Consider the following 20,977-nt stretch of genomic DNA (forward strand, 5'->3'; position numbering starts at 1 on the left):
CCCATTCGGAGTAATAAAACATGGCAGCAAAAGACGTAGTCTTCGGCGGTGAAGCCCGCGCACGCATGGTCGAGGGTGTCAACATCCTCGCCAACGCAGTCAAGGTGACCCTGGGCCCCAAGGGCCGCAACGTGGTGCTCGAGCGCTCGTTCGGCGCCCCCACCGTCACCAAGGACGGTGTGTCGGTCGCCAAGGAAATCGAACTCAAGGACAAGCTCCAGAACATGGGCGCCCAGCTCGTGAAGGAAGTGGCCTCGAAGACCAGCGACAACGCTGGTGACGGCACCACCACCGCCACGGTTCTGGCACAAGCCATCGTTCGCGAAGGCTTCAAGTACGTGGCCGCCGGCATCAACCCGATGGACCTGAAGCGCGGCATCGACAAGGCTGTGACGGCCCTGGTCGAAGAGCTGAAGAAGGCCTCGAAGCCCACCACCACGTCGAAGGAAATCGCACAAGTCGGCTCGATCTCGGCCAACAGCGACGAAACCATCGGCAAGCTCATCGCCGACGCGATGGACAAGGTCGGCAAGGAAGGCGTGATCACCGTTGAAGACGGCAAGTCGCTCGAAAGCGAACTCGACGTCGTCGAAGGCATGCAGTTCGACCGCGGCTACCTGTCGCCCTACTTCATCAACAACCCCGAAAAGCAATCGGCGCTGCTCGACAACCCGTTCGTGCTGCTGTTCGACAAGAAGATCAGCAACATCCGCGACCTGCTCCCCACGCTGGAACAAGTTGCCAAGGCCGGTCGTCCCCTGCTGATCATTGCCGAAGAAGTCGAAGGCGAAGCCCTGGCTACCCTGGTCGTGAACACGATCCGCGGCATCCTGAAGGTCGTGGCTGTCAAGGCTCCTGGCTTCGGCGACCGCCGCAAGGCCATGCTGGAAGACATCGCCATCCTGACGGGCGGCAAGGTCATCGCTGAAGAAGTGGGCCTGACGCTCGAAAAGGTGACGCTGGCCGACCTGGGCCAAGCCAAGCGCATCGAAGTGGGCAAGGAAAACACCATCATCATCGACGGCGCCGGCGCTGCTGCCGACATCGAAGCCCGCGTGAAGCAAGTGCGCGTGCAGATCGAAGAAGCCACGAGCGACTACGACCGTGAAAAGCTGCAAGAGCGCGTGGCCAAGCTGGCCGGCGGTGTTGCCGTGATCAAGGTTGGCGCCGCCACCGAAGTCGAAATGAAGGAAAAGAAAGCACGTGTGGAAGATGCATTGCATGCCACCCGCGCTGCAGTGGAAGAAGGCGTTGTGGCTGGCGGCGGCGTGGCTCTGCTGCGTGCCAAGCAAGCCGTGGGCGACCGCGTGAAGGGCGACAACGCCGACCAGGACGCCGGTATCAAGCTGGTGCTCAAGGCGATCGAAGCGCCCCTGCGCGAAATCGTGAACAACGCCGGCGGCGAAGCCTCGGTGGTGGTGAACGCTGTGTTGGCCGGCAAGGGCAACTACGGCTTCAACGCTGCGAACGACACGTACGGCGACATGCTCGAGCTGGGCATTCTGGACCCGACCAAGGTGACCCGCACCGCGCTGCAGAACGCAGCATCGGTTGCTTCGCTGCTGCTGACGACCGAAGCCATGGTCGCCGACGCACCGAAGGAAGAAGCCGGTGCTGGCGGCGGCATGCCCGACATGGGCGGCATGGGTGGCATGGGCGGCATGGGCATGTAATGCCCGGCTGAGCTCTGCTCACCAAAACAAAAAGGGCCGCGCAAGCGGCCCTTTTTTATTGCGCGGTACGTTTATCGAAACTGGTCGTGCAGCGCCATGTAGAGCACCTGGAACCGCGCATGCCGCGTCTTGTGCGAGCCGTTCCCTTCGACCGAGGGCGCCAGTTGCTGCTTGACCGGCGGCAGCGTGCACACCTCGGCCACAGCGCCACCGTCAGCCAGCCACGCAAGCCGCGCCGCGCCCAGTGCGCCGCCCGTCTCGCTGCCCGCATAGAGCGTGAGCGGCACCTGGAAGATGTCGGCCAGCAGCTGGCCCCACCACACGCTGCGCGCACCTCCGCCGACCAGCGCCACTTCGCGCAACGGCATGTCGGCAGGCAGGCGCAAGGTGTCGAAGCCGTCGCGCAGCCCGAAGCTCACGCCCTCGACCACGGCATAGGCGATTTCCGCCGGACCGTGCGCATGCGTCAGGCCGAACAGCGCGCCCTGCGCATTGGGGTTGTTGTGCGGCGAGCGTTCGCCCGAAAGGTACGGCAGGAACAGCGGGCAACGCCCGCGCTGTGCCGGTGCGACCGACGCTGCCGCTTCGAGCAGCGCCGCCTCGTCGTTGAACTTGAATGTCTTGGCAGCCCAGCTCACCGCGCTCGCGGCCGAGAGCATCACCGACATCTGGTGCCAGCGCCTGGGCAGCGCATGGCAGAACGCATGCATCGCCTGCGCAGGGTTCGGCAGAAAGCGGTCGGTCGAGACGAACACCACGCCCGATGTGCCGAGCGACACGAAGCCCTGCCCCGGCTCCACCAACCCCATGCCCACCGCGCTGGCGGCGTTGTCGCCCGCGCCGCCGGCAATGAGTACCGAGCCGTTGCCCACGCCCCAGCGCGCGGCCAGCTCGGGCTTGAGCTGCGCCGACACTTCGCTGCCTTCGACCAACCGGGGCATGTGCTCGCGCGTCAGCCCCGTGGCCGCGAGCAGTTCGTCGGACCAGTCGCGCGCACCCACGTCCAGCCACAGCGTGCCGGCCGCATCGGACATTTCGCTGACGGCCTCGCCGCTGAGCATGAAGCGCAGCCAGTCTTTCGGCAGCAGCACGCGCGCCACGCGATTGAAGATTTCAGGCTCGTGCTCGCGCACCCACAGCAGCTTGGGCGCGGTAAAGCCGGGCATCGCCAGGTTGCCTGCGATTTCGCCCAGGCGCGGCACGGCGCGCGTGAGCGCCTCGCATTGCGCACCGCTGCGGCCGTCGTTCCAGAGAATGGCGGGACGCAGCACCTCGCCCGCCGCGTCGAGCAGCGTGGCGCCATGCATCTGGCCCGACAGGCCGATGCCGCGCACGGCGCGCAGCGCCTCGGGCTGCGTCTTCCGCAGCTCGGCCATCACTTGCTCCAGCGCCTGCCACCATTGGCTTGGCGCCTGCTCCGACCAGAGCGGTTGCGGCCGTTCGACCGTGAGCGATGCGCGTGCCACGCCCACGATGCGGTGATCGTCGGCAAGCAGCAGCGCCTTGAGCTCGGACGTGCCGAGGTCGAGTCCCAGATACAAGATAGTGCTCCCTGATTGCGCCTTGAATGCCGGCTGTTGCCTTGAACTCAGCCGAACCGCGTATCGGCCTGGCGTCTGAATTCGCTCGGCGTCATGCCCTTGATTTCGAGAAAACGCCGGTTGAAGTTGGCCACGTTGTTGAAGCCCACCTGGTAGCAGATGTCGGTCACGTAGTGGTCGGTCTGCATCAGCAGATGGCAGGCGCTATTGATGCGCACGCGGTTGACGAAGTCGGTAAAGCTGTTGCCGGTGGAGCGCCGGAAGAAGCGGCTGAAGCGGCTCTCGCTCATGCCGAGCTCGGCCGCCACGTCCGACATGGAAATCGGCTCCGCCAGGTTGGCGGTGATGCGGTTGACGATGTCGTTGATCTGGTCGACCTGCGCATCGCCCTCGATGCCCTGCGCACCCTGCATTTGCACGCTCGAGAGCAGCCGGTAGTCGGTGCACTGCGCAAGGTCGGCCATGAACTCGAAGAACAGCCCGAGCCGGCGCACGCCGCGCGCGGCCTTGATGTTGTCCCAATGCGTTTGCGCCTGCTGCGACATGCCGAAGAACTCGATGCCGTGACGGGCCCGCTCGAGCAGCTGCATCACTTCTCGCAGTTCCGGAATCCCGGCCGCGGCGCTCTCGATGGGTTCGTGGCGGAACTGGATCACCCGGTCGCGCCCCTCGGCGCCCCCTTCGGGCACGTCCAGCGAGATCCAGTTGTGCGGCAGCCGCGGCCCGCAGAGCACCAAGTGCCCCGGCTGGAACGGCCCGATCCAGTCGCCGACGAAAGCCTTGCCCGACGTCTCCGTGATCAGGTGAAGCTCGTAGTCTTCATGAAAGTGCCATCGCACCAGCGGGCTCGGAAAGCCGTGCGCAAGGCAGCGCACCAAGCCGGTTTCGGGGGCCTCGTAGCCCAGCGACGGGGAGCGCGCAATGTCGCGCTCCAGCTCGGGGTGGCGCTGACGGGGAATCGCGCGTTTGCGGGTGGACGTTGTCATGGCAGCACGAGGTCAGGACCGGGACGCGGCAGGTTCATTGTCCTGCTACGCAAGTGCGGCCTCAACCGCTTGGAGCGTGGGTGGATCGGCGCCTTCGCGGGTGCAGTTCAGCGCAGCGGCCGTGGCGGCAAAGCGCATCACCTCGCGCCAGGCCTCGTCGCTCAGCTCGCCAAGCTGGGCCGGGTGCCCCACGCCGTGCGCAAGCAGCGACACGGAGAGACCGGCTGTGAAGGTGTCGCCCGCGCCAATGGTGTCGACCACCTCCACGCGGGGCGCCGCCACGGTCAGCGGTTCGCGCCCGGTGCGCCAGAGCGTGGCGCCGGCGCCGCCGCGCGTGACGATGACCGCATGCACGCCGGCCTGCAGGCACTCCGCCGCCAGTGCGTCGACTGGCCGGCCGGGCGCGAGCAGTTCGGCATCCTCGTCGCTGAGCTTGACCATGTCAGCCATTGCAAGCCACTCCATGACGCGCGTGCGATAGGCCGGCATATCGGAAATCAGGCTCGGCCGCACATTGGGATCAAACACGATCACGCGGCGTCCTGCGTTGGCCGTGACCAGTTCGGCAATGCGCGTGGCCGCCGGCTCCTGCAGCAGCGAGATCGACCCGAAGTGCAGAAAGCGGCAGTCCGCCGGCAGCTGCGGCAGCGGCTCGGGCGCCCAGGTCGCGTCGGCGCTGCCGCGGGTATAGAACGCATAGCGGTTGGTCTGCGGCGTGCGCTCGACAAAGGCCAGGGTCGACGGCGCATTGCTGCGCAGAATGAAGCTGGTGTCCACGCCGTTGCGCTCGAGAAAACCCATCAGCCGTTCGCCGAAAAGGTCGGTCGACAGCTGCGTGAGAAAGCCGGTCGGTTGGCCCAGGCGCGCGCAGGCCACGGCGGTGTTGAGCGGCGAACCGCCCTCGTGCCCCAGAAACCCGAGGGTGCCTGCCTCGCTGGCGGTGAAATCGATCAGGGCTTCGCCCGTGAGTGCAATACGCATGGTGGTTGGATTCTCTTCTTCTCTCAGCCCAAGGCGCGCGCGTCGGCCAGGAAGCCGCTCTCGGCAGCCAACGTGGAGGGATGATCGAGCAGTTCGGCAAAAAGGCGCGGCGGAATGGTGATGGCCCCGACGCCGAGCCCCAGCAGCGAAAGATACGCCTCGCGCGAGCGAACGCTCGCGACCAGGAGCCGCGTGCCGGACGAAGGCCGCTGTGCCACCAGGGCCTGCATTTGCGCGATGAGTGCCAGCCCGTCGATGCCGGCGTCTTCGAGCCGCCCCAGGTACGGCGCCGCGTACGCCGCGCCCAGTTGCGCGGCAAAGTGCGCCTGCTCGGGCGCGTACACGGCCGTCCACGTCACCGGCACGTCTTGCGCGATGAGCCGTGCGCCAGCATCGAGGCCTTGCCGGGTGGCGGGAATCTTCACTACGAGTTGCCCGCGGTCGAAGTGCGAGAGCAGCTTTTCAGCGTCTTCGAGCATGCCGTCGACATCGCTCGAATACACCTGCGCCTGCACTTGCCGCGCGCCCAGCTCGATGCAGCGCTTCAGCAGACCCGGTACTTCGTCGCGGCTTATGCCTGCGCGTTGAAGCAGCGTGGGGTTGGTTGTTACGCCGTGAACGACTGGGTGCGGCAGGCACGTCTTCAACTCGGTCAAGTCGGCGCTGTCCAGATACAGGTGGAAATCTTGGTTCATGGGCTTGCTTGGTGCACAGAATACGGAGAGTTCGTGGTGTGTGCAAAGGCCACCGGGTACTCCCCTCCGCGAATGTCCCCCGGGCTTCGCCCTCCTCCTTTATTTCGCTGCGCGGAGCACCCGATGCCCTGTGCACCTGGGCACGCTCGTGGTGTACCGCTGATCAACAACTGCTCTGAATCACGCACCCGCTGGCGGGGTGCCTTGCGCAGCGAAACAAAGGAGGAGGTGCGGAAGCCCGCAGGCCGGGGGACATTCGCGGAGAAAGGTACCCCGTCGGCGGGTGCGCGCCCTGAATGACGACCGACGCAAGACAAGCAGAAGCCGTCCATCTCAACTCATCACATTCCCGCCATCGACATTCAAGGTCTGCGCCGTGATGTAGCGCGCCTCGTCGCTGGCAAGAAATACCGCCGCGCCGGCAATGTCGCTCGGCGTTCCCATGCGGCCGAGCGGCACCTCCAGGCCCACGCGCCGCTTCTTCTCGCCAAGCGGCAGCCCTTCGGCCTTGGCGAACAGGCTGTCGACATGGGCCCACATGGGCGTATCGACCACACCCGGCGCAATGCCGTTGACGCGAATGCCGTGCGGAGCCATGGCCAGCGCCGCGCTCTGGGTGTAGCTGATGACAGCCGCCTTCGTGGCGCAGTAGTGCGACACCAGCGCCTCGCCGCGTCGCCCCGCCTGCGAGGCCATGTTGATGACCGATGCGCCCTGGGTGCCGGCCTCGACCATGTGGCGCAGCACCGCCTGCATGACGAAGAACATGCCCTTCACGTTGACCGAGAACAGCTTGTCGAAGGAAGCTTCGTCGCTGTCGAGCAGCGGCGCGAGGTCGAACACCGCCGCGTTGTTGAACAGTGTGTGAATGGGGCCGAAGGCGACCTGCGCCTCTGCGAGAAGGTGCGTGATCCCTTTCGTATCGGTGACGTCGGCCGCGATGTAGGCAAGGCGGTCGGGATGCTGCTGCAACAGCGTCCGCACTGCTTCAGGCGCAGCGGCCATCCGGTCGACCACGCTGCAGCGCGCGCCCTCGGCAATGCACGCCTCGGCGACTGCAAGCCCAATGCCTCCGCCGGCGCCTGTCAGCAGCACGTGACGGTTCTTCAGACGTTCGCTCATTTCGTTGCTCCTGCATTCATGAAACTTGACACGCGTGCGCTCGCGCTGCGCACGGCCTCTATCAACCGCGCATCGCCTGCGACGGCGCCCCACAATCCGGCGTCCGAACAAAGTGCCATCACCGGATCGGCGGCGTCGCAAATGGCGTGCGCCACGGCTTCGTCCATGCTCTGGTCTTGATACGCATACGGCAGCGCCCCGCGGTTCCAGCGCTGCAAGAAGGCAAGGAACAGCGCGGGCAGCATCGCGACGCTGTCGATCGGCTGCCCCGCGGCAAGCCGCTCGCGCACCGTGGGCGCGATGAAGCCCGGAATCTTCGAGAAGCCGTCCGCCGCCACGCGCTGGTTGGTGTCGCGGATCGCGGGGTTGCCGAAGCGGTCGAGCACCACGTCGCGGTAAGCCGCAAGATCGATCGGGCTCGGGCTGAGACACGGAATCACGTCGTCGGTCACGTAGTCGAACGCCATCTTGCGGATGGCCGCATCGTGCGTGCCTTCGTGGATGAAGCTCAACCCGATCAGCGTGCCGGCCCAGGCAATGCAGCTGTGCGTGGCGTTGAGGATGCGGATCTTGGCTTCTTCGTACGGTTGCACCGAATCGACAAGCTCCACGCCCACGCGGCCCCAATCGGGACGGCCCGCGACGAAGTTGTCTTCGATCACCCACTGGATGAAGCTCTCGCCCGTGATCGCGGCGGCATCGTCGCGGCCGGTGGCGGCCTTGACGCGCGCGCGCAGTTCGGGCGGCGGGCGCGGCGTGATGCGGTCGACCATTGCGTTCGGGCAGGCCGTGTTCGACTGCACCCAGGCGAGCAATTCGGTATCGCCCGCGCGTTCGATGAACTCGAGTAGCCCGGCACCGAAGCGGTCGCCGTTGTGGCGCAGGTTGTCGCAGTTGAGCAGCGTGATCGGGCCCGCCTGCGCGGCTTTGCGCGCGCGCAAGATCGCGCAGACGGCGCCGTAGATGGTCACGCCGTCACCCCCTGTCTCGCCCCGGCGGGCTCGCTCGATGTCCGCCGCAAGGTCCCCGAACGACAGGTCCAGCTTGCCCTTGGTGTCGAGGTAGTAGCCTGCCTCAGTCACGGTGAAAGACACGATGCACGTGGACGGTGCCGCACCGCGTGCGACGACCGCAGCCAGCGAGGGCTCGTAAGGCAGAACCTCGCGGATGGCTTCGATCTGCTCATAGCGGTATTCGCCGGCCGGTGACACGGTTTCGAGCGTGTAGCGCCCGCCCTGGGCTTGCAGGGCCGCCACCACATCGGCCATGTCGGGCCGGATGTTGGCGCCCGACAGCGACCAGCGGGTGTCACCCGCATCGATCAGCCGCTGCAAGTAGACCGCCTGGTGGGCCCGATGGAACGAGCCGAGCCCAAGGTGAAGCACCGTGAACTCCGAAAGAGCCGGTGGTGTTGAAGCAAGAGATGCTGCTGCAAGGGTCACGGGAAATGTCCGGAAGAAGAATGAAGAATCAGGCGGAGACGGCGCGGCCTTCGCGATTGAAGAGATGCAGCACGCTGGGGTCGAGCTCGACCGCCACGTCGTCGCCCGCATGCAGCGGCGTGCGCTCGTTCTGGCGCGCGATCAGCGGCACGCCGCCCACGTCGACGTGAATCAGCGTGTCGGCGCCCAGCGCCTCGATCAGTTCCACGCGCCCCGGCACGCCCGCAACGGCGGCCTGCTTCGGATGCACGCGCAAGCCTTCCGGCCGCACCCCCAGGAAGCCGTCGCTCGGCAGGCGCCCGCCGGTGGCTGCCGAGAAACTCGGAATTGCACTCGCCGCCACCATGTTCATCGACGGCATGCCGATGAACTGGGCAACGAACTGGTTGGCCGGCCGGTCGTACAGCTCGAGCGGCGTGCCGACCTGCTCGATGAGCCCGTCCCTGAGCACCACCACGCGGTCGGCCAGCGTCATGGCCTCGACCTGGTCGTGCGTCACGTAGATGGTGGTGGCGCCGAGCGAGCGGTGCAGCTTGTGGATTTCGACGCGCGTGTTGCCGCGCAGCGCCGCATCGAGGTTGGACAGCGGCTCGTCGAACAGAAACACCTTGGGCGCGCGCACGATCGCGCGGCCGATGGCCACGCGCTGCCGCTGCCCGCCGGACAAGTCCTTGGGCGTGCGGTCGAGGTACTGCGTGAGGTTGAGCGTCTTGGCGGCGTACTCAACCTTGGTCTTGATCTCGCTCTTTGAAACGCCGGCCAGCTTGAGCGCGAACGACATGTTGTCGTACACGCTCATGTGCGGGTAAAGCGCGTAGCTCTGGAACACCATGGCCAGGTCGCGCTTGCCCGAAGGCGCCCAGGTGATGTCCTTGCCGTCGAGCAGCAGGTTGCCGCTGGTGATCGGCTCGAGCCCCGCAATGAGGCGCAGCAGCGTCGACTTGCCGCAGCCCGAAGGCCCGACAAAGACGATGAATTCGCCCTTCTGGATTTCGAGATCCACACCCTTGATGATGTCGGCGTCGCCGAAGCTTTTCTTGATGTCGTTGAGTTGCAGGTAGGCCATGAGATGTCTCCCTTTCTTTACTTGACGGCGCCGAAGGTCAGGCCTTGCACCAGTTGCTTCTGGCTGAACCAGCCGAACACGACGATGGGCGCAATGGCCATCAGCGAAGCGGCCGACAGCTTGGCCCAGAACAGGCCCTCGGGGCTGGAGTAAGAAGCGATGAGCGTAGCCAGCGTGCCGGCCTTGGCCGAACTGAGGTTGAGCGCCCAGAAGGCCTCGTTCCAGCTCAGCACCAGGCACAAGAGGCCGGTCGATGCCAGGCCGCCCACCGACAGCGGCAGCACCACGTGCCGGAACTCGGTCCACAGGCTCGCGCCGTCCATGCGCGCGGCCTCGAGAATTTCGTTCGGAATGTCCTTGTAGGCGCTGTAGAGCATCCACACCATGATCGGCAGGTTCGACAAGGTGAACACGATGGTGAGCGCGGTGAGCGAGTCGAGCAGGCCCGCGGTTTGCGCGAGCACATAGATCGGCACCAGCGCACCCACCGCGGGCATCATCTTGGTGGAGAGCATCCACATCAGGATGTCGCGCGTCTTCTTCGTGCGGAAGAAGGCCATCGAATAAGCGGCGGGCGCCGCGATCAGCAAGCCGATGATGGTCGAGCCCAGGCTGGTGATGAGCGAATTGCGCGCGTAAAGCAGGTAGTCGCTGCGGCGCTGCACTTCACCGAAGTTGTCGAGCGTGGGCTCGAAGATGAAAAGCGGCGGCACGTGAATGGCCTGCAGCTCCGTCTTGAAAGCCGTGAGGAACAGCCAGCCGAGCGGAAAGAACAGGAGCAGCGCCACGGCCCACGCACCCACGGTGCGCAGCAGTTGCGGAAGGAAGTTGCTGGGTTGCATGGTCGTTCCTTCAGTCGAGGTTCTTGCCGATGATTCGGATGAGGAACACGGCCACGATGTTGGCCAGCACCACCGCGAACAGCGCACCGGCCGAGGCCACGCCCACGTCGAAGTTCATGAGCGACTGCTTGAAGATCAGGTAGGTCATGTTGGTGCTCTCGTTGCCCGGGCCGCCGTTGGTGGTGATGGCGATCTCGGCGAACACGCTGAGCAGAAAGATCATCTCGATCATGATCACCACCGCCATCGGCCGGCCGAGGTGCGGAATGGTCAGGTAGAAGAAGCGCTGGAACGCGCTTGCGCCGTCCATGCGCGCGGCCTCCATCTGCTCGCGGTCGAGCGACTGCAAAGAGGTGATGAAGATCAGGCAGGCGAAAGGCAGCCACTGCCAGGCCACCATGACGATCACCGAGAACAGCGGCACGTCGGTGAGCCAGTCGACAGGCTGCGCGCCGAAGAAGCGCCACACGTCGGCCAGGATGCCGTAGATGGGGTTCATCATCATGTGCTTCCACAGCAGCGCGTTGACCGCGGGCATGACGAAGAACGGCGAAATCAGCAGCACCCGCACGATGCCGCGGCCTGGAAAGGGCTCGTTCACCAGCAGCGCGAGCAGCACACCCAGCACCACCGTGATGACGATCACGCTGCCGATCAGCATTAACGTGTTCCACGTTGCGGGCCAGAAGTCGGGGTCGGTGACGAAGTAGTGAAAGTTCTCGATGCCCGCGAAGGTGCGCTCGCCGGGCTGCATGAGGTTGTAGTTCACGAACGAGAAGTACAACGTCATTACGAGCGGCACGATCATCCAGAGGAGGAGCGTGAGCACGGCGGGCGCCATGAGGGCCCGGGGCAGGAGTCGTTTCATCTTGTGTTCCTCTCAGGCTGTTTGCTCCCTCTCCCGCTTGCGGGAGAGGGTTGGGGTGAGGGCGTGCAGCGGCGGTCATGGGCACGCAGCCCCTCACCCTGCCCTCTCCCCGGGGGGAGAGGGGAAAGCCAGCTGGCTTACTTGTAGTACCCAGCCTTCTTCATCTCCCGCTCAGCCGCCGTCTGCGAAGTCTTCAGCGCCTGGTCCACCGTCACCTTGCCCGACAGCGCCGCACTCATCTGCTGCCCCACCGCCACGCCGATGGCCTGGAACTCGGGAATGGCCGCGTACTGCACCCCCACGTACGGCGACTTGGGCAGCGTGCTGTCGCTGAGGTTGGCCGTATCGATGGCCTTCTTCTCCGCCGCGGCAAACTTGGCAACCTTCTGGAACTCGGGGTTCGCATAGGTCGACTTGCGCGTGCCGGTGGGCACCGTGCCCCAGCCATGCTCCTTGGCCACCAGGTTCACGTACTCCTTGGAGGTCGCCCACTTCACGAAGGTCTGCGCGGCGGCGCCCTTGGTCGAGCTTGCGGGAATGGCCAGGTTCCATGTCCACAGCCAGTTGGCGCCCTTGGGCGTTACAGCCACCGGAGCCTGCGCGAAGGCCACCTTGTCGGCCACCTTCGACTGCTTCGGATCGCTGATGAACGAGGCCGCGATGGTCGCGTCCACCCACATGCCGCACTTGCCTTCGTTGAAGAGCGCGAGGTTCTCGTTGAAGCTGTTGGCCGACGCGCCGGGCGGGCCATACGACTTCATCATGTCCACATAGAAGTTGATTGCGTCCTTCCAGGGCTTGGTGTCGATCTGCGGCTTCCACTGCATGTCGAACCACTGGCCGCCGTTGGTGTTGACCAGCGTGGTCAGGAAGGCCATGTTGTCGCCCCAGCCCGGCTTGCCGCGCAGGCACATGCCGTACACGCCGGTCTTGGGGTCGTGAATCTTGCCGGCCAGCTCTTTCACCTGCGCCCAGGTGGGCTGCTCGGGCATCTTGAAGCCGACCTTGTCGGCCAGGTCCTTGCGGTACATGAGCATCGAGCTCTCGCCGTAGAACGGCGCGGCGTAGAGCTTGCCTTCGTACGACAGGCCGGCGCGAATGGCGGGCAGCAGGTCGTCGGCGTCGTAGGCGGCGTCGGTGGCAATGGGCTGGAGCCAGCCTTTCTTCGACCAGATGGGCGCTTCATACAGGCCGATGGTCATTACGTCGAACTGGCCGCCCTTGGTGGCGATGTCGGTGGTCACGCGCTGACGCAGCGTGCCTTCTTCGAGCGTCACCCACTTGAGCTTGATGTCGGGATTGGCCTTTTCGAAGAAGGGCGTCAGCTTCTGCATCTCGATCATGTGGCCGTTGTTGACGGTGGCAATCACGAGTTCGGTGGCGGCTTGGGAGGCGAGCCCCGTGCCGGCGAGTGCGAGGACGAGGCCCGCTTTCAGAAAACGCTTCATGTTGTCTCCTAGAGGTGAGCGACGCCCTATATTCGGGTCGCCGTGGCGGGATTCTGGAGAAACGCGCTTGCGGGTTTGGTACTTCATTCGCCTGCCATGGTACTTTCATGCACCAATTGGCTAGGAGATTCCCTAATTAACGCAATACAGCATGGAAAATCTCAATCCAAAGACTTCAGGCACCGCCCAGCAGCTGGCGCCGGAACTGCGCCGCGGCCGGTGAAAGTGCGCGGTCCTGCCGGGTGATGAGGCAGATCGGCGGCACGCGCACCGGCAGCTCCACCGGCACGGTGCGCAGCACGCCCAGGCGCGCGTAGTGGCCGGCCTGCGAAGCCGGCATCACGGCGGCCATGTCGGAGTTCTCGAGCAAGGCGGTAATGGCAATGGGCGATGCCGTTTCGATGATGTCGAGCCGCGCCTGGATGCCCGCCTCTCGCATGGCCGCCTCGAAGCGCCCGCGCTGCGGCGAACCAGGCGGCTGCAGCACCCATGACCAATTCGCCATTTCGGCCAGCGTGACGGTCGCGCGTTCGAACACCGGATGCGCGGCGCGCACCACCACCACCTGCGACTCGCCCAGGAGCGGCACGCTGGCGTACCTGGCCTCGTCGTGGCTGTCCGTGAGCCGGCCCAGCACCAGGTCGACGTCGCCCTGCTCCAGCTGCGCCTGCATCACGTCGCTGGTCTCGACCACCACCGACACGGCCACCTGCGGATGGCGGCGGTGGTATTCGACCAGCGCCGGCGCCAACAGCTCGGGCACCGCGCCCGGCACGCTGCCCACGCGCAGCGAACCGCTCAGGCCCGAGCGCAGCGCGAGCATTTCCTCGCGGGCGCTGCCGAAGTCGCTGAGCACCCGGCGGGCATAGCGGATCAGGATTTCGCCATAAGGCGTGGGCTCCATGCCGCGCGCGAGGCGCTCGAAGAGCTTTTCGCCCAGCGAGTCTTCCAGTTGCTGCAGCAGCTTGGTAGCGGCCGGCTGGCTGATGTTCATGGCCTCCGCCGCACGGCCCAGGTGCCGGTGAGCGTCTAGCCGGGCCAGCAGCAGCAACTGGCGCGGCCGCACATGAAGCATCAGCGATGCGTCGGTCAGGCCTGAACCAGAAGTCATGCACAAAAGTATATGGAGCTTCGGGCTTTTTCGATTGGATTGGCAACGCGAAGCTCCCTAAGCTGGTGCCAAACAAGCAGGAGACACACCCGATGAAGCTTTCTTTCCTAGCCCGCACGGCAAGCGCGGCCACGCTGGCACTGGCGACCGCCATGGCCGTTGCGCAGCCGGCTTACCCCGACAAACCGCTGCGCATCATGGTCGGCGCCTCGCCCGGCGGCGGTACCGACATCCTCGCGCGCGTGCTGGCCGACAAGTTCGCGCCGGTGCTCAAGCAGCCCGTGACGGTGGAGAACCGGCCCGGCGCGTCGAACACCATCGCCGGCGAACTCACCGCGCGCGCCGCGGCCGACGGCACCACGCTGCTGCTGGCCACCAACACCGCGCAGGCGGTGGCGCCGCACATCCTCAAGCTCAAGTACGACCCGCTGAAAGACCTGCAGCCGATCGGCCTGGTGGCCGTGATGCCCAACGTGCTGGTGGTGTCCGCCACCTCGCCCTACAAGTCGGTGAAAGACCTGGTGGCGGCCATGACAGCCAAGCCGGGCGGATTCAAGTACGCCTCCTCCGGTATCGGCAGCACGCAGCACGTGGGCGGCGAGGCCTTCAACCTGGCCACGGGCATGAAGTCGATCCACGTGCCCTACAAGGGCAGTTCGCAGGCGCACATCGACATCATCGGCGGCGAGGTCGACATGATGTTCGACAGCACCTCCTCCGCCATGGGCCAGATCAAGGCCGGCAAGTTCCGCGCGCTGGCCGTGAGCGCGCCGCAGCGCTCTCCCGAACTGCCCGACGTGCCCACGCTGGCCGAGCAGGGCGTCAAGGGCGCGGACGTGTCCACCTGGTATGGCCTCTACGTGACGGCCGGCACGCCGCGGCCCGTGGTGGAGCGGCTCGGCACGGAGCTCACGCGCACGCTGAAGCTGCCCGATGTGCAAGCGCGCATCAAGGGCCTGGGCGGCGAACCCGGCGTGATCACCGGCGAGGCTTTCGCGGCCATGAACAAGCAGGAGTTCGACCACTACGGGCAACTCGTGCGCGACGCCAACATCAAGGCCGAATGAGGCTTTCTTTCCTTTTCTTTCATTCCTCCACTTCATTCCCGATTCCATGTCCACCCCATCGAAGACCCCGAGCGTGACCTCCGCCAAGCCCCGCATCGCCGTGCTGCTTGGCGACCCGAGCGGCATCGGCCCCGAAATGGCCGTGAAGCTGCTCGCGCGCCAACGCAACCTGGACGCCGCGCGCGTGCTGCTGATTGCCGACCCCGTGGTGCTGGCTGCCGGCGAGCGCGTGGCGGGCGTGAAGCTCGACCCGCTGCAGGTCGACCGGTTGGAGAACCTTCGCTTCGAGGACGGCCGCCCCACCCTGCTGCTGCGCGACTGGATGGAAGGCCGGGAGCCGGTGCTCGGCGAGTCGAACGAGGCCTCGGGCCGCGCATCCTTCGAAGCACTGGAGCTCGCCACCGCGGCGGTGCGGCGCGGGCAGGCCGACGGCATTCTCTTTGCGCCACTCAACAAGCATTCGCTTCGCCTGGGCGGCCTGGTGCATGAAGACGAGTTGCGCTACATGCAGGAGCGCTTTGCCGTGAAGGGCTTCGTCTGCGAGTTCAACCTGACGGGCTCGCTATGGACCTCGCGCGTGACCTCGCACATTCCACTGAAGGAAGTGGCAAGCCACATCACGAGAGAGGGCGTGAGCGACGCGGTGAAGATCATTGCATCGGCCTTGCGCCGCGCGGGTGTGGCACAGCCGCGTATCGCGGTGACGGGGCTCAACCCGCATGCGGGGGACGGCGGCTCCATCGGAATGGAAGAAATCGAGATCATCGCGCCGGCGATCGAACAGCTGCGCGCCGAGGGCTTCGACGCCCGCGGCCCGTTCTCCCCTGACACGGTGTTCATCGGTGCACGTCGGGGCGATGTGGATGCGGTGGTGTCGATGTATCACGACCAGGGCCAGATCGCGATGAAGCTCATGGGCTTCGAGCAAGGTGTGACGCTGCACGGTGGCTTGCCTGTGCCGGTGGCCACCTCGGCCAGCGGCAGCGCCTTCGACATCGCGGGCACGGGCGTTGCGCAGATCGAAGGGCTGCAGCAGGCCTTCGACTTGTGCGTGCGGATGGCGAGCGGTGCGCCTGTGCGGGCGGCTGCGGAAGCTGCTACGGCCTGAGGGGCTGCCTGGTTTGTGTGACGCGTTGTTCTTGGCGCTGCTGTTCAGGGCGTGTGCAAAGGCCACCGGGTACTCCCCTCCGCGAATGTCCCCCGGGGCTGCGCCCCTCCTCCTTTATTTCGCTGCGCGGAGCACCCGATGCCCTGTGCACCTGGGCACGCTCGTGGTGTATCGCTGATCAACCACTGCTCTTTGCTACGCACCCGCCGGCGGGGTGCCTTGCGCAGCGAAATAAAGGAGGAGGCCGCAGGCCGGGGGACATTCGCGGAGAAAGGTACCCCGTCGGCGGGTGCGCCGCCCCGAACAACAACAGCGCAAAAAAACCTCAGGCAGCCTTCGCAATCGGAATGGCCCCACGGGTCATCCCGCGATAAACCTCCGCCTCGCCATGCTTCGCAAGCAACTGCATCAGGTGCTTGCGAATCAGCATCCCCGGCCGATCGGACTCCATCGAATACTCGACACCCCGCCGCCGCGTATCCACCAGCGCATCGGGGTCCGTCGATTCGAGGATGTCCTTGTCCTCGCGCGTAATCTCCTCGTCGAAATCGATCAGCATCTGCGCCGCGCAGTCGGCCTCGGTGTCGTTGCGGAACAGCCATTGGCACAGCTGCATGCGGCCATCGTCGATGGGGGTGAAGCAGTTGATGATGATGTGGCGCACGCCGCTCGGGTATTCGATGTCGAGCCGGCGCGAGAACGGCAGGAAGTAGGCGTTGCGCATGTGGCGCGTGGTGATCGGGTCCGTCACACCGCTGATGGCGTGAAACTTGGCGGGGTTCACCGCCTCGATCACTGTCTCTGCATGAAAGCCGCCCTCGTTTTCCACCAGCTCGTACTTGCTCGGCTTCGGGCTTGCGGCCACGCCGAAGGTGGCGCGGTGCACAAAGCTGAAGTGCGAGTTGTCGAATGAATTTTCCAGCGCCCGCATCGGGCTGGTCTGCCACTCTTCATAGAACTGGAAGATGGTGCGGTAGCCCGGGTCGGTGAATTCCGGAATGGCCGGAATGTCCGCAACAGGTTCTTCAAGCGCCACCCATGCATAGCCGTAGCGTGCGGTGCAGCGGTAGGCCGTGGTCTTGTATTCCGGCGATATCTTGCGGTCGGGCTCGTACTGCGGAATGCGGATCACCTGTCCGCTTCGATCGTAGGTCCAGCCGTGATAACCGCACTGGATGGCGCCCTGCCCGCAGGCCTTGCCTTCCCCGTCGACGCACCAGCCCTTCGAGAGCTTGGCCGTGCGATGGCAGCAGCGGTCGCGCAGCGCAGCGGGCTGGCCGTCGGCATCAATGAATAGAACGATGTCTTCACCCAGCAGCGTGAAGGGCTTGGGGCCTTGGGCCAGGTCGGCAAGCGGCATGACGGCATGCCAGAACTTGCGGAAGACGGGTTGTTGGGTGACGAGCATGCGTGGACTCCTTCTGTTGCGCGTGGGTACGGACGAACGTGAAAGAGCAATTTCCTGCCGCGAGGGCTGAACGCTTCTACTCTGCGCCACTTGCCATGCAAATTGCGCGCCCGCATTGTGGCGCGGGCCGGCGCAGCCTCCAAGCACCCGATGGCAATGCCCGAGCAAAAGACCGTGGCATGCGGCTTGGCATGGCTCGTGCATGAACTTGCGCAAGAGTAGAAGCGTTCAGCAGCGCACGCACCACCGTTGTGCGCCCGCCCGGAAATTGCTCTTGAAGTGCCTCCTGCCTTGGGCGGGAGGGTTCAAGACCCGAGAATTCCGAGGCCCCACATGCAACGTCGATTCTTTCTTGCGGCCAGTGCCGCCACCCTTGCCGCCCCTGCCGTCTTTGCCCAAGGCGGCGGCAAGCTGACCCCGCTCAAGTTCACGCTCGATTTCCGCATCAACGGGCAGACCGCGCCGTTCTTCCTCGCGCACGGCAAGGGCTACTACAAGGACGAAGGCCTGGACGTGACCATCGACACCGGCGCCGGCTCTGTCGCGTCGATCACGCGCATTGCGAGCGGCGTCTACCAGATGGGCCTGGGCGACATCAGCTCTCTGGTCGAGTTCAATGCGCAGAACCCGGGCACCCCGATGGTGCAGGCCGTGTACCAGTACTACAACCGCGCACCCTTCGTGATCATCGGCCGCAAGGACCGCGGCGTGACGAGCGACTTCAAGAGCCTTGCGGGCAAGAAGGTGGCCGCGGCGGCCGTTGAATCGACCCGCCGCGCCTGGCCGATGGTGGCGCGCAAGCAAGGCATGCGCAGCGACGCCTTCCAGTGGCAGACCACCGACTTCAGCGCGCGCGACAACGTGATGGTGCGCGGCGACGTCGATGCAGCCACTTACTTTCATGACTCCGCCATTTCGCTCTTCGCGCGCATGAAGGCCGAGGAACTGTCGGTGCTCAAGTATGCGGACGCGGGCGTCGACCTGTACGGCAACGCCATTCTTGCGAGCAGCAACCTCATTGCGCAGAACCCCAGGCTGGTTGCGGCTTTTCTGCGCGCCACCAACCGCGCCATTGTCGAAACCTTTGCCAACCCGGCGCCCAGCATTGCGGCCATGCGCCAGCGCGAACCCATCCTCGACGAAAAGTTGGAGCTCGAGCGCTGGGGCGTGACGGCGCAATACGTGGGCGCGGCGGACACGCGGGGCCATGGCCTGGGCGACATCAAGAAGCTCACGCTCGAGCAGCAGGTCGACGAAGTCGTCGACGTATTCGGCCTCAAGGTCAAGCCCGCGTCCGACGCCATCTTCAACACTTCGATGCTGCCATCGCGGAGCGAACGCACCCTTTCCAAGACATGAGCCAAGACATTACCCAAGGCATGAACATCAGCAACAGCCACACCGAACCCCCTGAAGAAACCACGCTCGACGAGCGCGACGAGCGCTACCTGCGCAAGGCCATCGTCTGGTCGCACGCGGCACGCAGGCGCGGCAACCGGCCTTTCGGATCGGTCATCGTCTCGGCCGCCGGCGAGGTGCTGGCCGAGGCGGGCAACAGCAACACCGAAACCGGCGACTGCACCGCGCATGCCGAGGTGAATGCGCTGCGCGCGCTGGCCGGAAAAGGCCTCACGCGCGAAGAGCTTGCGAGCGCCACCATCTATGCATCGGGCGAGCCCTGCGTGATGTGCGCGGGCGCCATCTTCTGGTCGAACATCGGCCGCGTGGTGTTCGGCATCGACGCCGAGCGGCTGCGCGTTTTCCGTGGCGAGCGGCAAGACCAGCGCGACGCGGAGCTGTCGTGCCGCGATGTGTTCCGCGCGTCGCCCCACCCGATCGAATGCATCGGCCCTGCGTTGCTCGACGAGGCCAGTGCGGCCCACGACGGCGCCTGGAAATAGGGCTCGCAAGAGACAGGCGCGGGGCGAATAGACTCGTTGGATGCCCTGGCACGCCCACCTTCATCTCGACTACCGACAGGAATCCGCCCGCAGCGTTGCACGCTTTCGCCACGATGGGCCGCTGCGCATCCTGCAGAGCCTCTATCCGGAAGGCGATGCGATCTGCCACAACGTGCTGGTGCATCCACCGGGCGGGCTGGTGGGCGGCGACACACTGGACATCGACATCGAAGCGGCCGACGGCAGCCATGGGCTCATCACCACGCCGGGCGCTTCGCGCTTCTACCGCTCCGAAGGCGAACTGGCGCTGCAGCGCACGCGCATACGGCTCGCCCAGGGTGCGCGGCTCGAGTGGCTGCCGCTCGAGGCCATCTGCTACAGCGGCTGCAAAGCCGAGAACCGCCTCACCATCGAGGCCGAGTCCGGCGCCGAGATGATCGGCTGGGACGTGACCGCTCTCGGCCTGCCCAACGCGAACCAGCCTTTCGAGCGCGGCACTTATCTGCAGCACATCGAAGTGCCGGGCATCTGGCTGGAGCGCGGGCGCATCGACGCGGCCGACGAGCGGTTGCTGCAAAGCCCGCTGGGCTTCGGCGGGCATCGCTGCATTGCATCGCTGTTCTTCGTGTCGGGTACGCCGGCCACGCGTGCGCGGCGCGAGGCGCTGCTGGCGCATGCACGCTCCGTCATCGATGCGCACGGCCTGCAAGAGAGCGCGGGCGCAACCAGCCCCCATGCGGAAGTCGTCGTGCTGCGGGTGCTCGCGCCGGTGGTGGAGCCTGCCATGCAGCTGCTGCGGCAGGTGTGGCAGGCATGGCGCGCCGAGCTGTGGCGGTTGCCCGCGAGCTCGCCGCGCATCTGGTCCACCTAGCCCATCAAGCGGCCTTGGGCTCCGGAAGGATGGCCGTCAGCGCAAAGTCGACGAGGTGGAGCCAGGTCGCTTCCAGGCCCATGATGCTGTGATGGTCGGAGGCTGGAACGGTCTGCACCGAGATGGGTGTCGGCCATGCGGCGATGAGCTTCTGCGAACGCTCGGGCAGCACCACGTCGTCATGCTCGGCCAGCAGCACCTGCGTTTTGGCGGCCACTTCCTTGCAGTGCGTCAGCGAATCGAAGCGGTGCCGCAGCAGCAATGAAAGCGGCACGAGCGGAAAGCGCCTCTTGGCCACTTCCAGCATCGAGTCGTAGGGCGTGACCAGTTGCAGGCTCGAAAACTCCTGCTGCGCCACCAGCTGGATGGCAACGCCCGTGCCCAGGCTCCGGCCGACCACGTGCAGGCGCGCCTGCGGAAAGGCCTTGCGCAAGTGCCGCGCAAACTGGATGGCGTCCGCAACGGAAGCAATCTCGGAGGGGTGGCCCTGCGAATCGGCCACGCCCCGGTAGTTGACCGCGGCAAAGCCGAAGCCTTCCGGCAGCCAGTGCAATGCCTGCGCGGTGGCACGCACGTCCTCGCCCCGCCCGGCGAAGTAGATGAAGAGGTCTTGCAGCGCCTCTTCGCCATGCGGGTGATAGACATACCCGCGCACCATGCCGCCCGGCACCGTGTGCGAGTAGGTGGAAAAGTCGTCGGACAGATGAACGACGGGAAGCTTTCGGGCGTTGAACAGAATGTGCCCTTGGCGTGTTGCCAGCAGCGTCCAGTACGCGGCGATGCCGCCAATGGCAGCGGCCGAAGCCGAGAGTGCAATGCGGAAGGCTTTGGATGACAAGGTTTTCTC

19 protein-coding genes are annotated in these 20,977 nt (G+C 65.5%); 6 read left to right on the top strand and 13 right to left on the bottom strand.

Annotated elements, in window-relative coordinates; genetic code table 11:
- Positions 1–20 precede the first annotated feature (20 nt).
- Positions 21–1,673 carry a chaperonin GroEL gene (gene groL, locus V9L21_RS00620; RefSeq protein WP_126745495.1) on the top strand — a complete coding sequence of 551 codons (1,653 nt, stop codon included), beginning with the start codon at positions 21–23 and terminating at the stop codon, positions 1,671–1,673.
- 71 nt (positions 1,674–1,744) lie between these two features.
- On the opposite strand, the gene xylB is transcribed toward groL, so the two are convergent.
- From xylB to V9L21_RS00675, 11 genes are all read right to left on the bottom strand, one after another.
- Positions 1,745–3,214 carry a xylulokinase gene (gene xylB / locus V9L21_RS00625; protein WP_337308287.1) on the bottom strand — a complete coding sequence of 490 codons (1,470 nt, stop codon included), beginning with the start codon at positions 3,212–3,214 and terminating at the stop codon, positions 1,745–1,747.
- A 47-nt stretch (positions 3,215–3,261) separates the two neighbouring features.
- Positions 3,262–4,200, bottom strand: a complete 939-nt coding sequence (locus V9L21_RS00630) for an AraC family transcriptional regulator (protein ID WP_185868029.1) — start codon at positions 4,198–4,200, stop codon at positions 3,262–3,264.
- Positions 4,201–4,245: 45 nt separating this feature from the next.
- Positions 4,246–5,181, bottom strand: a complete 936-nt coding sequence (locus tag V9L21_RS00635; protein WP_337308288.1) for a carbohydrate kinase family protein — start codon at positions 5,179–5,181, stop codon at positions 4,246–4,248.
- A 23-nt stretch (positions 5,182–5,204) separates the two neighbouring features.
- Positions 5,205–5,876, bottom strand: a complete 672-nt coding sequence (locus V9L21_RS00640; RefSeq protein ID WP_337308289.1) for a transaldolase family protein — start codon at positions 5,874–5,876, stop codon at positions 5,205–5,207.
- A gap of 333 nt (positions 5,877–6,209) precedes the next feature.
- Complete coding sequence (locus V9L21_RS00645; protein WP_337308290.1) at positions 6,210–6,998, bottom strand: L-iditol 2-dehydrogenase; 789 nt, start codon at positions 6,996–6,998, stop codon at positions 6,210–6,212.
- Positions 6,995–8,383: a D-arabinitol 4-dehydrogenase gene (dalD, locus tag V9L21_RS00650; protein WP_337308838.1), complete on the bottom strand. Its 1,389-nt coding sequence runs from the start codon at positions 8,381–8,383 to the stop codon at positions 6,995–6,997. The genes V9L21_RS00645 and dalD overlap by 4 nt, the downstream gene beginning before the upstream one ends.
- Positions 8,384–8,468: 85 nt before the next feature.
- Positions 8,469–9,506 (bottom strand): ABC transporter ATP-binding protein, encoded by a 1,038-nt coding sequence (locus tag V9L21_RS00655; protein WP_337308291.1) that lies wholly within the window; start codon positions 9,504–9,506, stop codon positions 8,469–8,471.
- A gap of 17 nt (positions 9,507–9,523) precedes the next feature.
- On the bottom strand, positions 9,524–10,348 hold the full coding sequence (locus V9L21_RS00660) for a carbohydrate ABC transporter permease (protein ID WP_126745488.1): 825 nt from the start codon (positions 10,346–10,348) through the stop codon (positions 9,524–9,526).
- A gap of 10 nt (positions 10,349–10,358) precedes the next feature.
- Complete coding sequence (locus tag V9L21_RS00665; protein WP_157612414.1) at positions 10,359–11,216, bottom strand: carbohydrate ABC transporter permease; 858 nt, start codon at positions 11,214–11,216, stop codon at positions 10,359–10,361.
- Between the two features lie 137 nt (positions 11,217–11,353).
- Positions 11,354–12,664: an ABC transporter substrate-binding protein gene (locus tag V9L21_RS00670; protein WP_337308292.1), complete on the bottom strand. Its 1,311-nt coding sequence runs from the start codon at positions 12,662–12,664 to the stop codon at positions 11,354–11,356.
- 175 nt (positions 12,665–12,839) lie between these two features.
- Positions 12,840–13,775, bottom strand: a complete 936-nt coding sequence (locus V9L21_RS00675) for a LysR family transcriptional regulator (protein ID WP_337308293.1) — start codon at positions 13,773–13,775, stop codon at positions 12,840–12,842.
- 92 nt (positions 13,776–13,867) lie between these two features.
- On the opposite strand from V9L21_RS00675, the gene V9L21_RS00680 reads away from it, so the two are divergent.
- Together V9L21_RS00680 and V9L21_RS00685 are read left to right on the top strand one after the other, a co-directional pair.
- Positions 13,868–14,842 (top strand): Bug family tripartite tricarboxylate transporter substrate binding protein, encoded by a 975-nt coding sequence (locus V9L21_RS00680; protein WP_337308294.1) that lies wholly within the window; start codon positions 13,868–13,870, stop codon positions 14,840–14,842.
- 46 nt (positions 14,843–14,888) lie between these two features.
- Complete coding sequence (locus tag V9L21_RS00685; protein ID WP_337308295.1) at positions 14,889–15,950, top strand: 4-hydroxythreonine-4-phosphate dehydrogenase PdxA; 1,062 nt, start codon at positions 14,889–14,891, stop codon at positions 15,948–15,950.
- Positions 15,951–16,275: 325 nt separating this feature from the next.
- Here V9L21_RS00685 and V9L21_RS00690 read toward each other — a convergent pair whose 3' ends face one another.
- Entirely contained in the window at positions 16,276–17,358 is a 1,083-nt protein-coding gene (locus V9L21_RS00690) for an aromatic ring-hydroxylating dioxygenase subunit alpha (protein WP_337308296.1), read from the bottom strand.
- Between the two features lie 333 nt (positions 17,359–17,691).
- Between V9L21_RS00690 and V9L21_RS00695 the strand changes: the two genes are divergently transcribed.
- From V9L21_RS00695 to V9L21_RS00705, 3 genes are read left to right on the top strand one after another with little or no spacing between them, the layout of a single operon-like run.
- Positions 17,692–18,717, top strand: a complete 1,026-nt coding sequence (locus V9L21_RS00695) for an ABC transporter substrate-binding protein (protein WP_337308297.1) — start codon at positions 17,692–17,694, stop codon at positions 18,715–18,717.
- 20 nt (positions 18,718–18,737) lie between these two features.
- Positions 18,738–19,259 carry a nucleoside deaminase gene (locus V9L21_RS00700; RefSeq protein ID WP_337308841.1) on the top strand — a complete coding sequence of 174 codons (522 nt, stop codon included), beginning with the start codon at positions 18,738–18,740 and terminating at the stop codon, positions 19,257–19,259.
- Between the two features lie 40 nt (positions 19,260–19,299).
- On the top strand, positions 19,300–20,130 hold the full coding sequence (locus V9L21_RS00705; protein ID WP_337308298.1) for an urease accessory protein UreD: 831 nt from the start codon (positions 19,300–19,302) through the stop codon (positions 20,128–20,130).
- A 4-nt stretch (positions 20,131–20,134) separates the two neighbouring features.
- Here V9L21_RS00705 and V9L21_RS00710 read toward each other — a convergent pair whose 3' ends face one another.
- Complete coding sequence (locus V9L21_RS00710) at positions 20,135–20,968, bottom strand: alpha/beta hydrolase (RefSeq protein WP_337308299.1); 834 nt, start codon at positions 20,966–20,968, stop codon at positions 20,135–20,137.
- Between the last annotated feature and the right edge of the window lie 9 nt (positions 20,969–20,977).

It is taken from the genome of Variovorax sp. CCNWLW235, assembly GCF_037204085.1.
Lineage (GTDB): Bacteria > Pseudomonadota > Gammaproteobacteria > Burkholderiales > Burkholderiaceae_C > Variovorax.

Coding starts and splice junctions, on each gene's coding strand:
- groL (WP_126745495.1), top strand. CDS start 21: ATGGCAGCAAAAGACGTAGTCTTCGGCGGTGAAGCCCGCGCACGCATG.
- V9L21_RS00630 (WP_185868029.1), bottom strand. CDS start 4,200: ATGACAACGTCCACCCGCAAACGCGCGATTCCCCGTCAGCGCCACCCC.
- V9L21_RS00635 (WP_337308288.1), bottom strand. CDS start 5,181: ATGCGTATTGCACTCACGGGCGAAGCCCTGATCGATTTCACCGCCAGC.
- V9L21_RS00640 (WP_337308289.1), bottom strand. CDS start 5,876: ATGAACCAAGATTTCCACCTGTATCTGGACAGCGCCGACTTGACCGAG.
- V9L21_RS00645 (WP_337308290.1), bottom strand. CDS start 6,998: ATGAGCGAACGTCTGAAGAACCGTCACGTGCTGCTGACAGGCGCCGGC.
- V9L21_RS00655 (WP_337308291.1), bottom strand. CDS start 9,506: ATGGCCTACCTGCAACTCAACGACATCAAGAAAAGCTTCGGCGACGCC.
- V9L21_RS00660 (WP_126745488.1), bottom strand. CDS start 10,348: ATGCAACCCAGCAACTTCCTTCCGCAACTGCTGCGCACCGTGGGTGCG.
- V9L21_RS00665 (WP_157612414.1), bottom strand. CDS start 11,216: ATGAAACGACTCCTGCCCCGGGCCCTCATGGCGCCCGCCGTGCTCACG.
- V9L21_RS00670 (WP_337308292.1), bottom strand. CDS start 12,664: ATGAAGCGTTTTCTGAAAGCGGGCCTCGTCCTCGCACTCGCCGGCACG.
- V9L21_RS00675 (WP_337308293.1), bottom strand. CDS start 13,775: ATGACTTCTGGTTCAGGCCTGACCGACGCATCGCTGATGCTTCATGTG.
- V9L21_RS00680 (WP_337308294.1), top strand. CDS start 13,868: ATGAAGCTTTCTTTCCTAGCCCGCACGGCAAGCGCGGCCACGCTGGCA.
- V9L21_RS00685 (WP_337308295.1), top strand. CDS start 14,889: ATGTCCACCCCATCGAAGACCCCGAGCGTGACCTCCGCCAAGCCCCGC.
- V9L21_RS00690 (WP_337308296.1), bottom strand. CDS start 17,358: ATGCTCGTCACCCAACAACCCGTCTTCCGCAAGTTCTGGCATGCCGTC.
- V9L21_RS00695 (WP_337308297.1), top strand. CDS start 17,692: ATGCAACGTCGATTCTTTCTTGCGGCCAGTGCCGCCACCCTTGCCGCC.
- V9L21_RS00700 (WP_337308841.1), top strand. CDS start 18,738: ATGAACATCAGCAACAGCCACACCGAACCCCCTGAAGAAACCACGCTC.
- V9L21_RS00705 (WP_337308298.1), top strand. CDS start 19,300: ATGCCCTGGCACGCCCACCTTCATCTCGACTACCGACAGGAATCCGCC.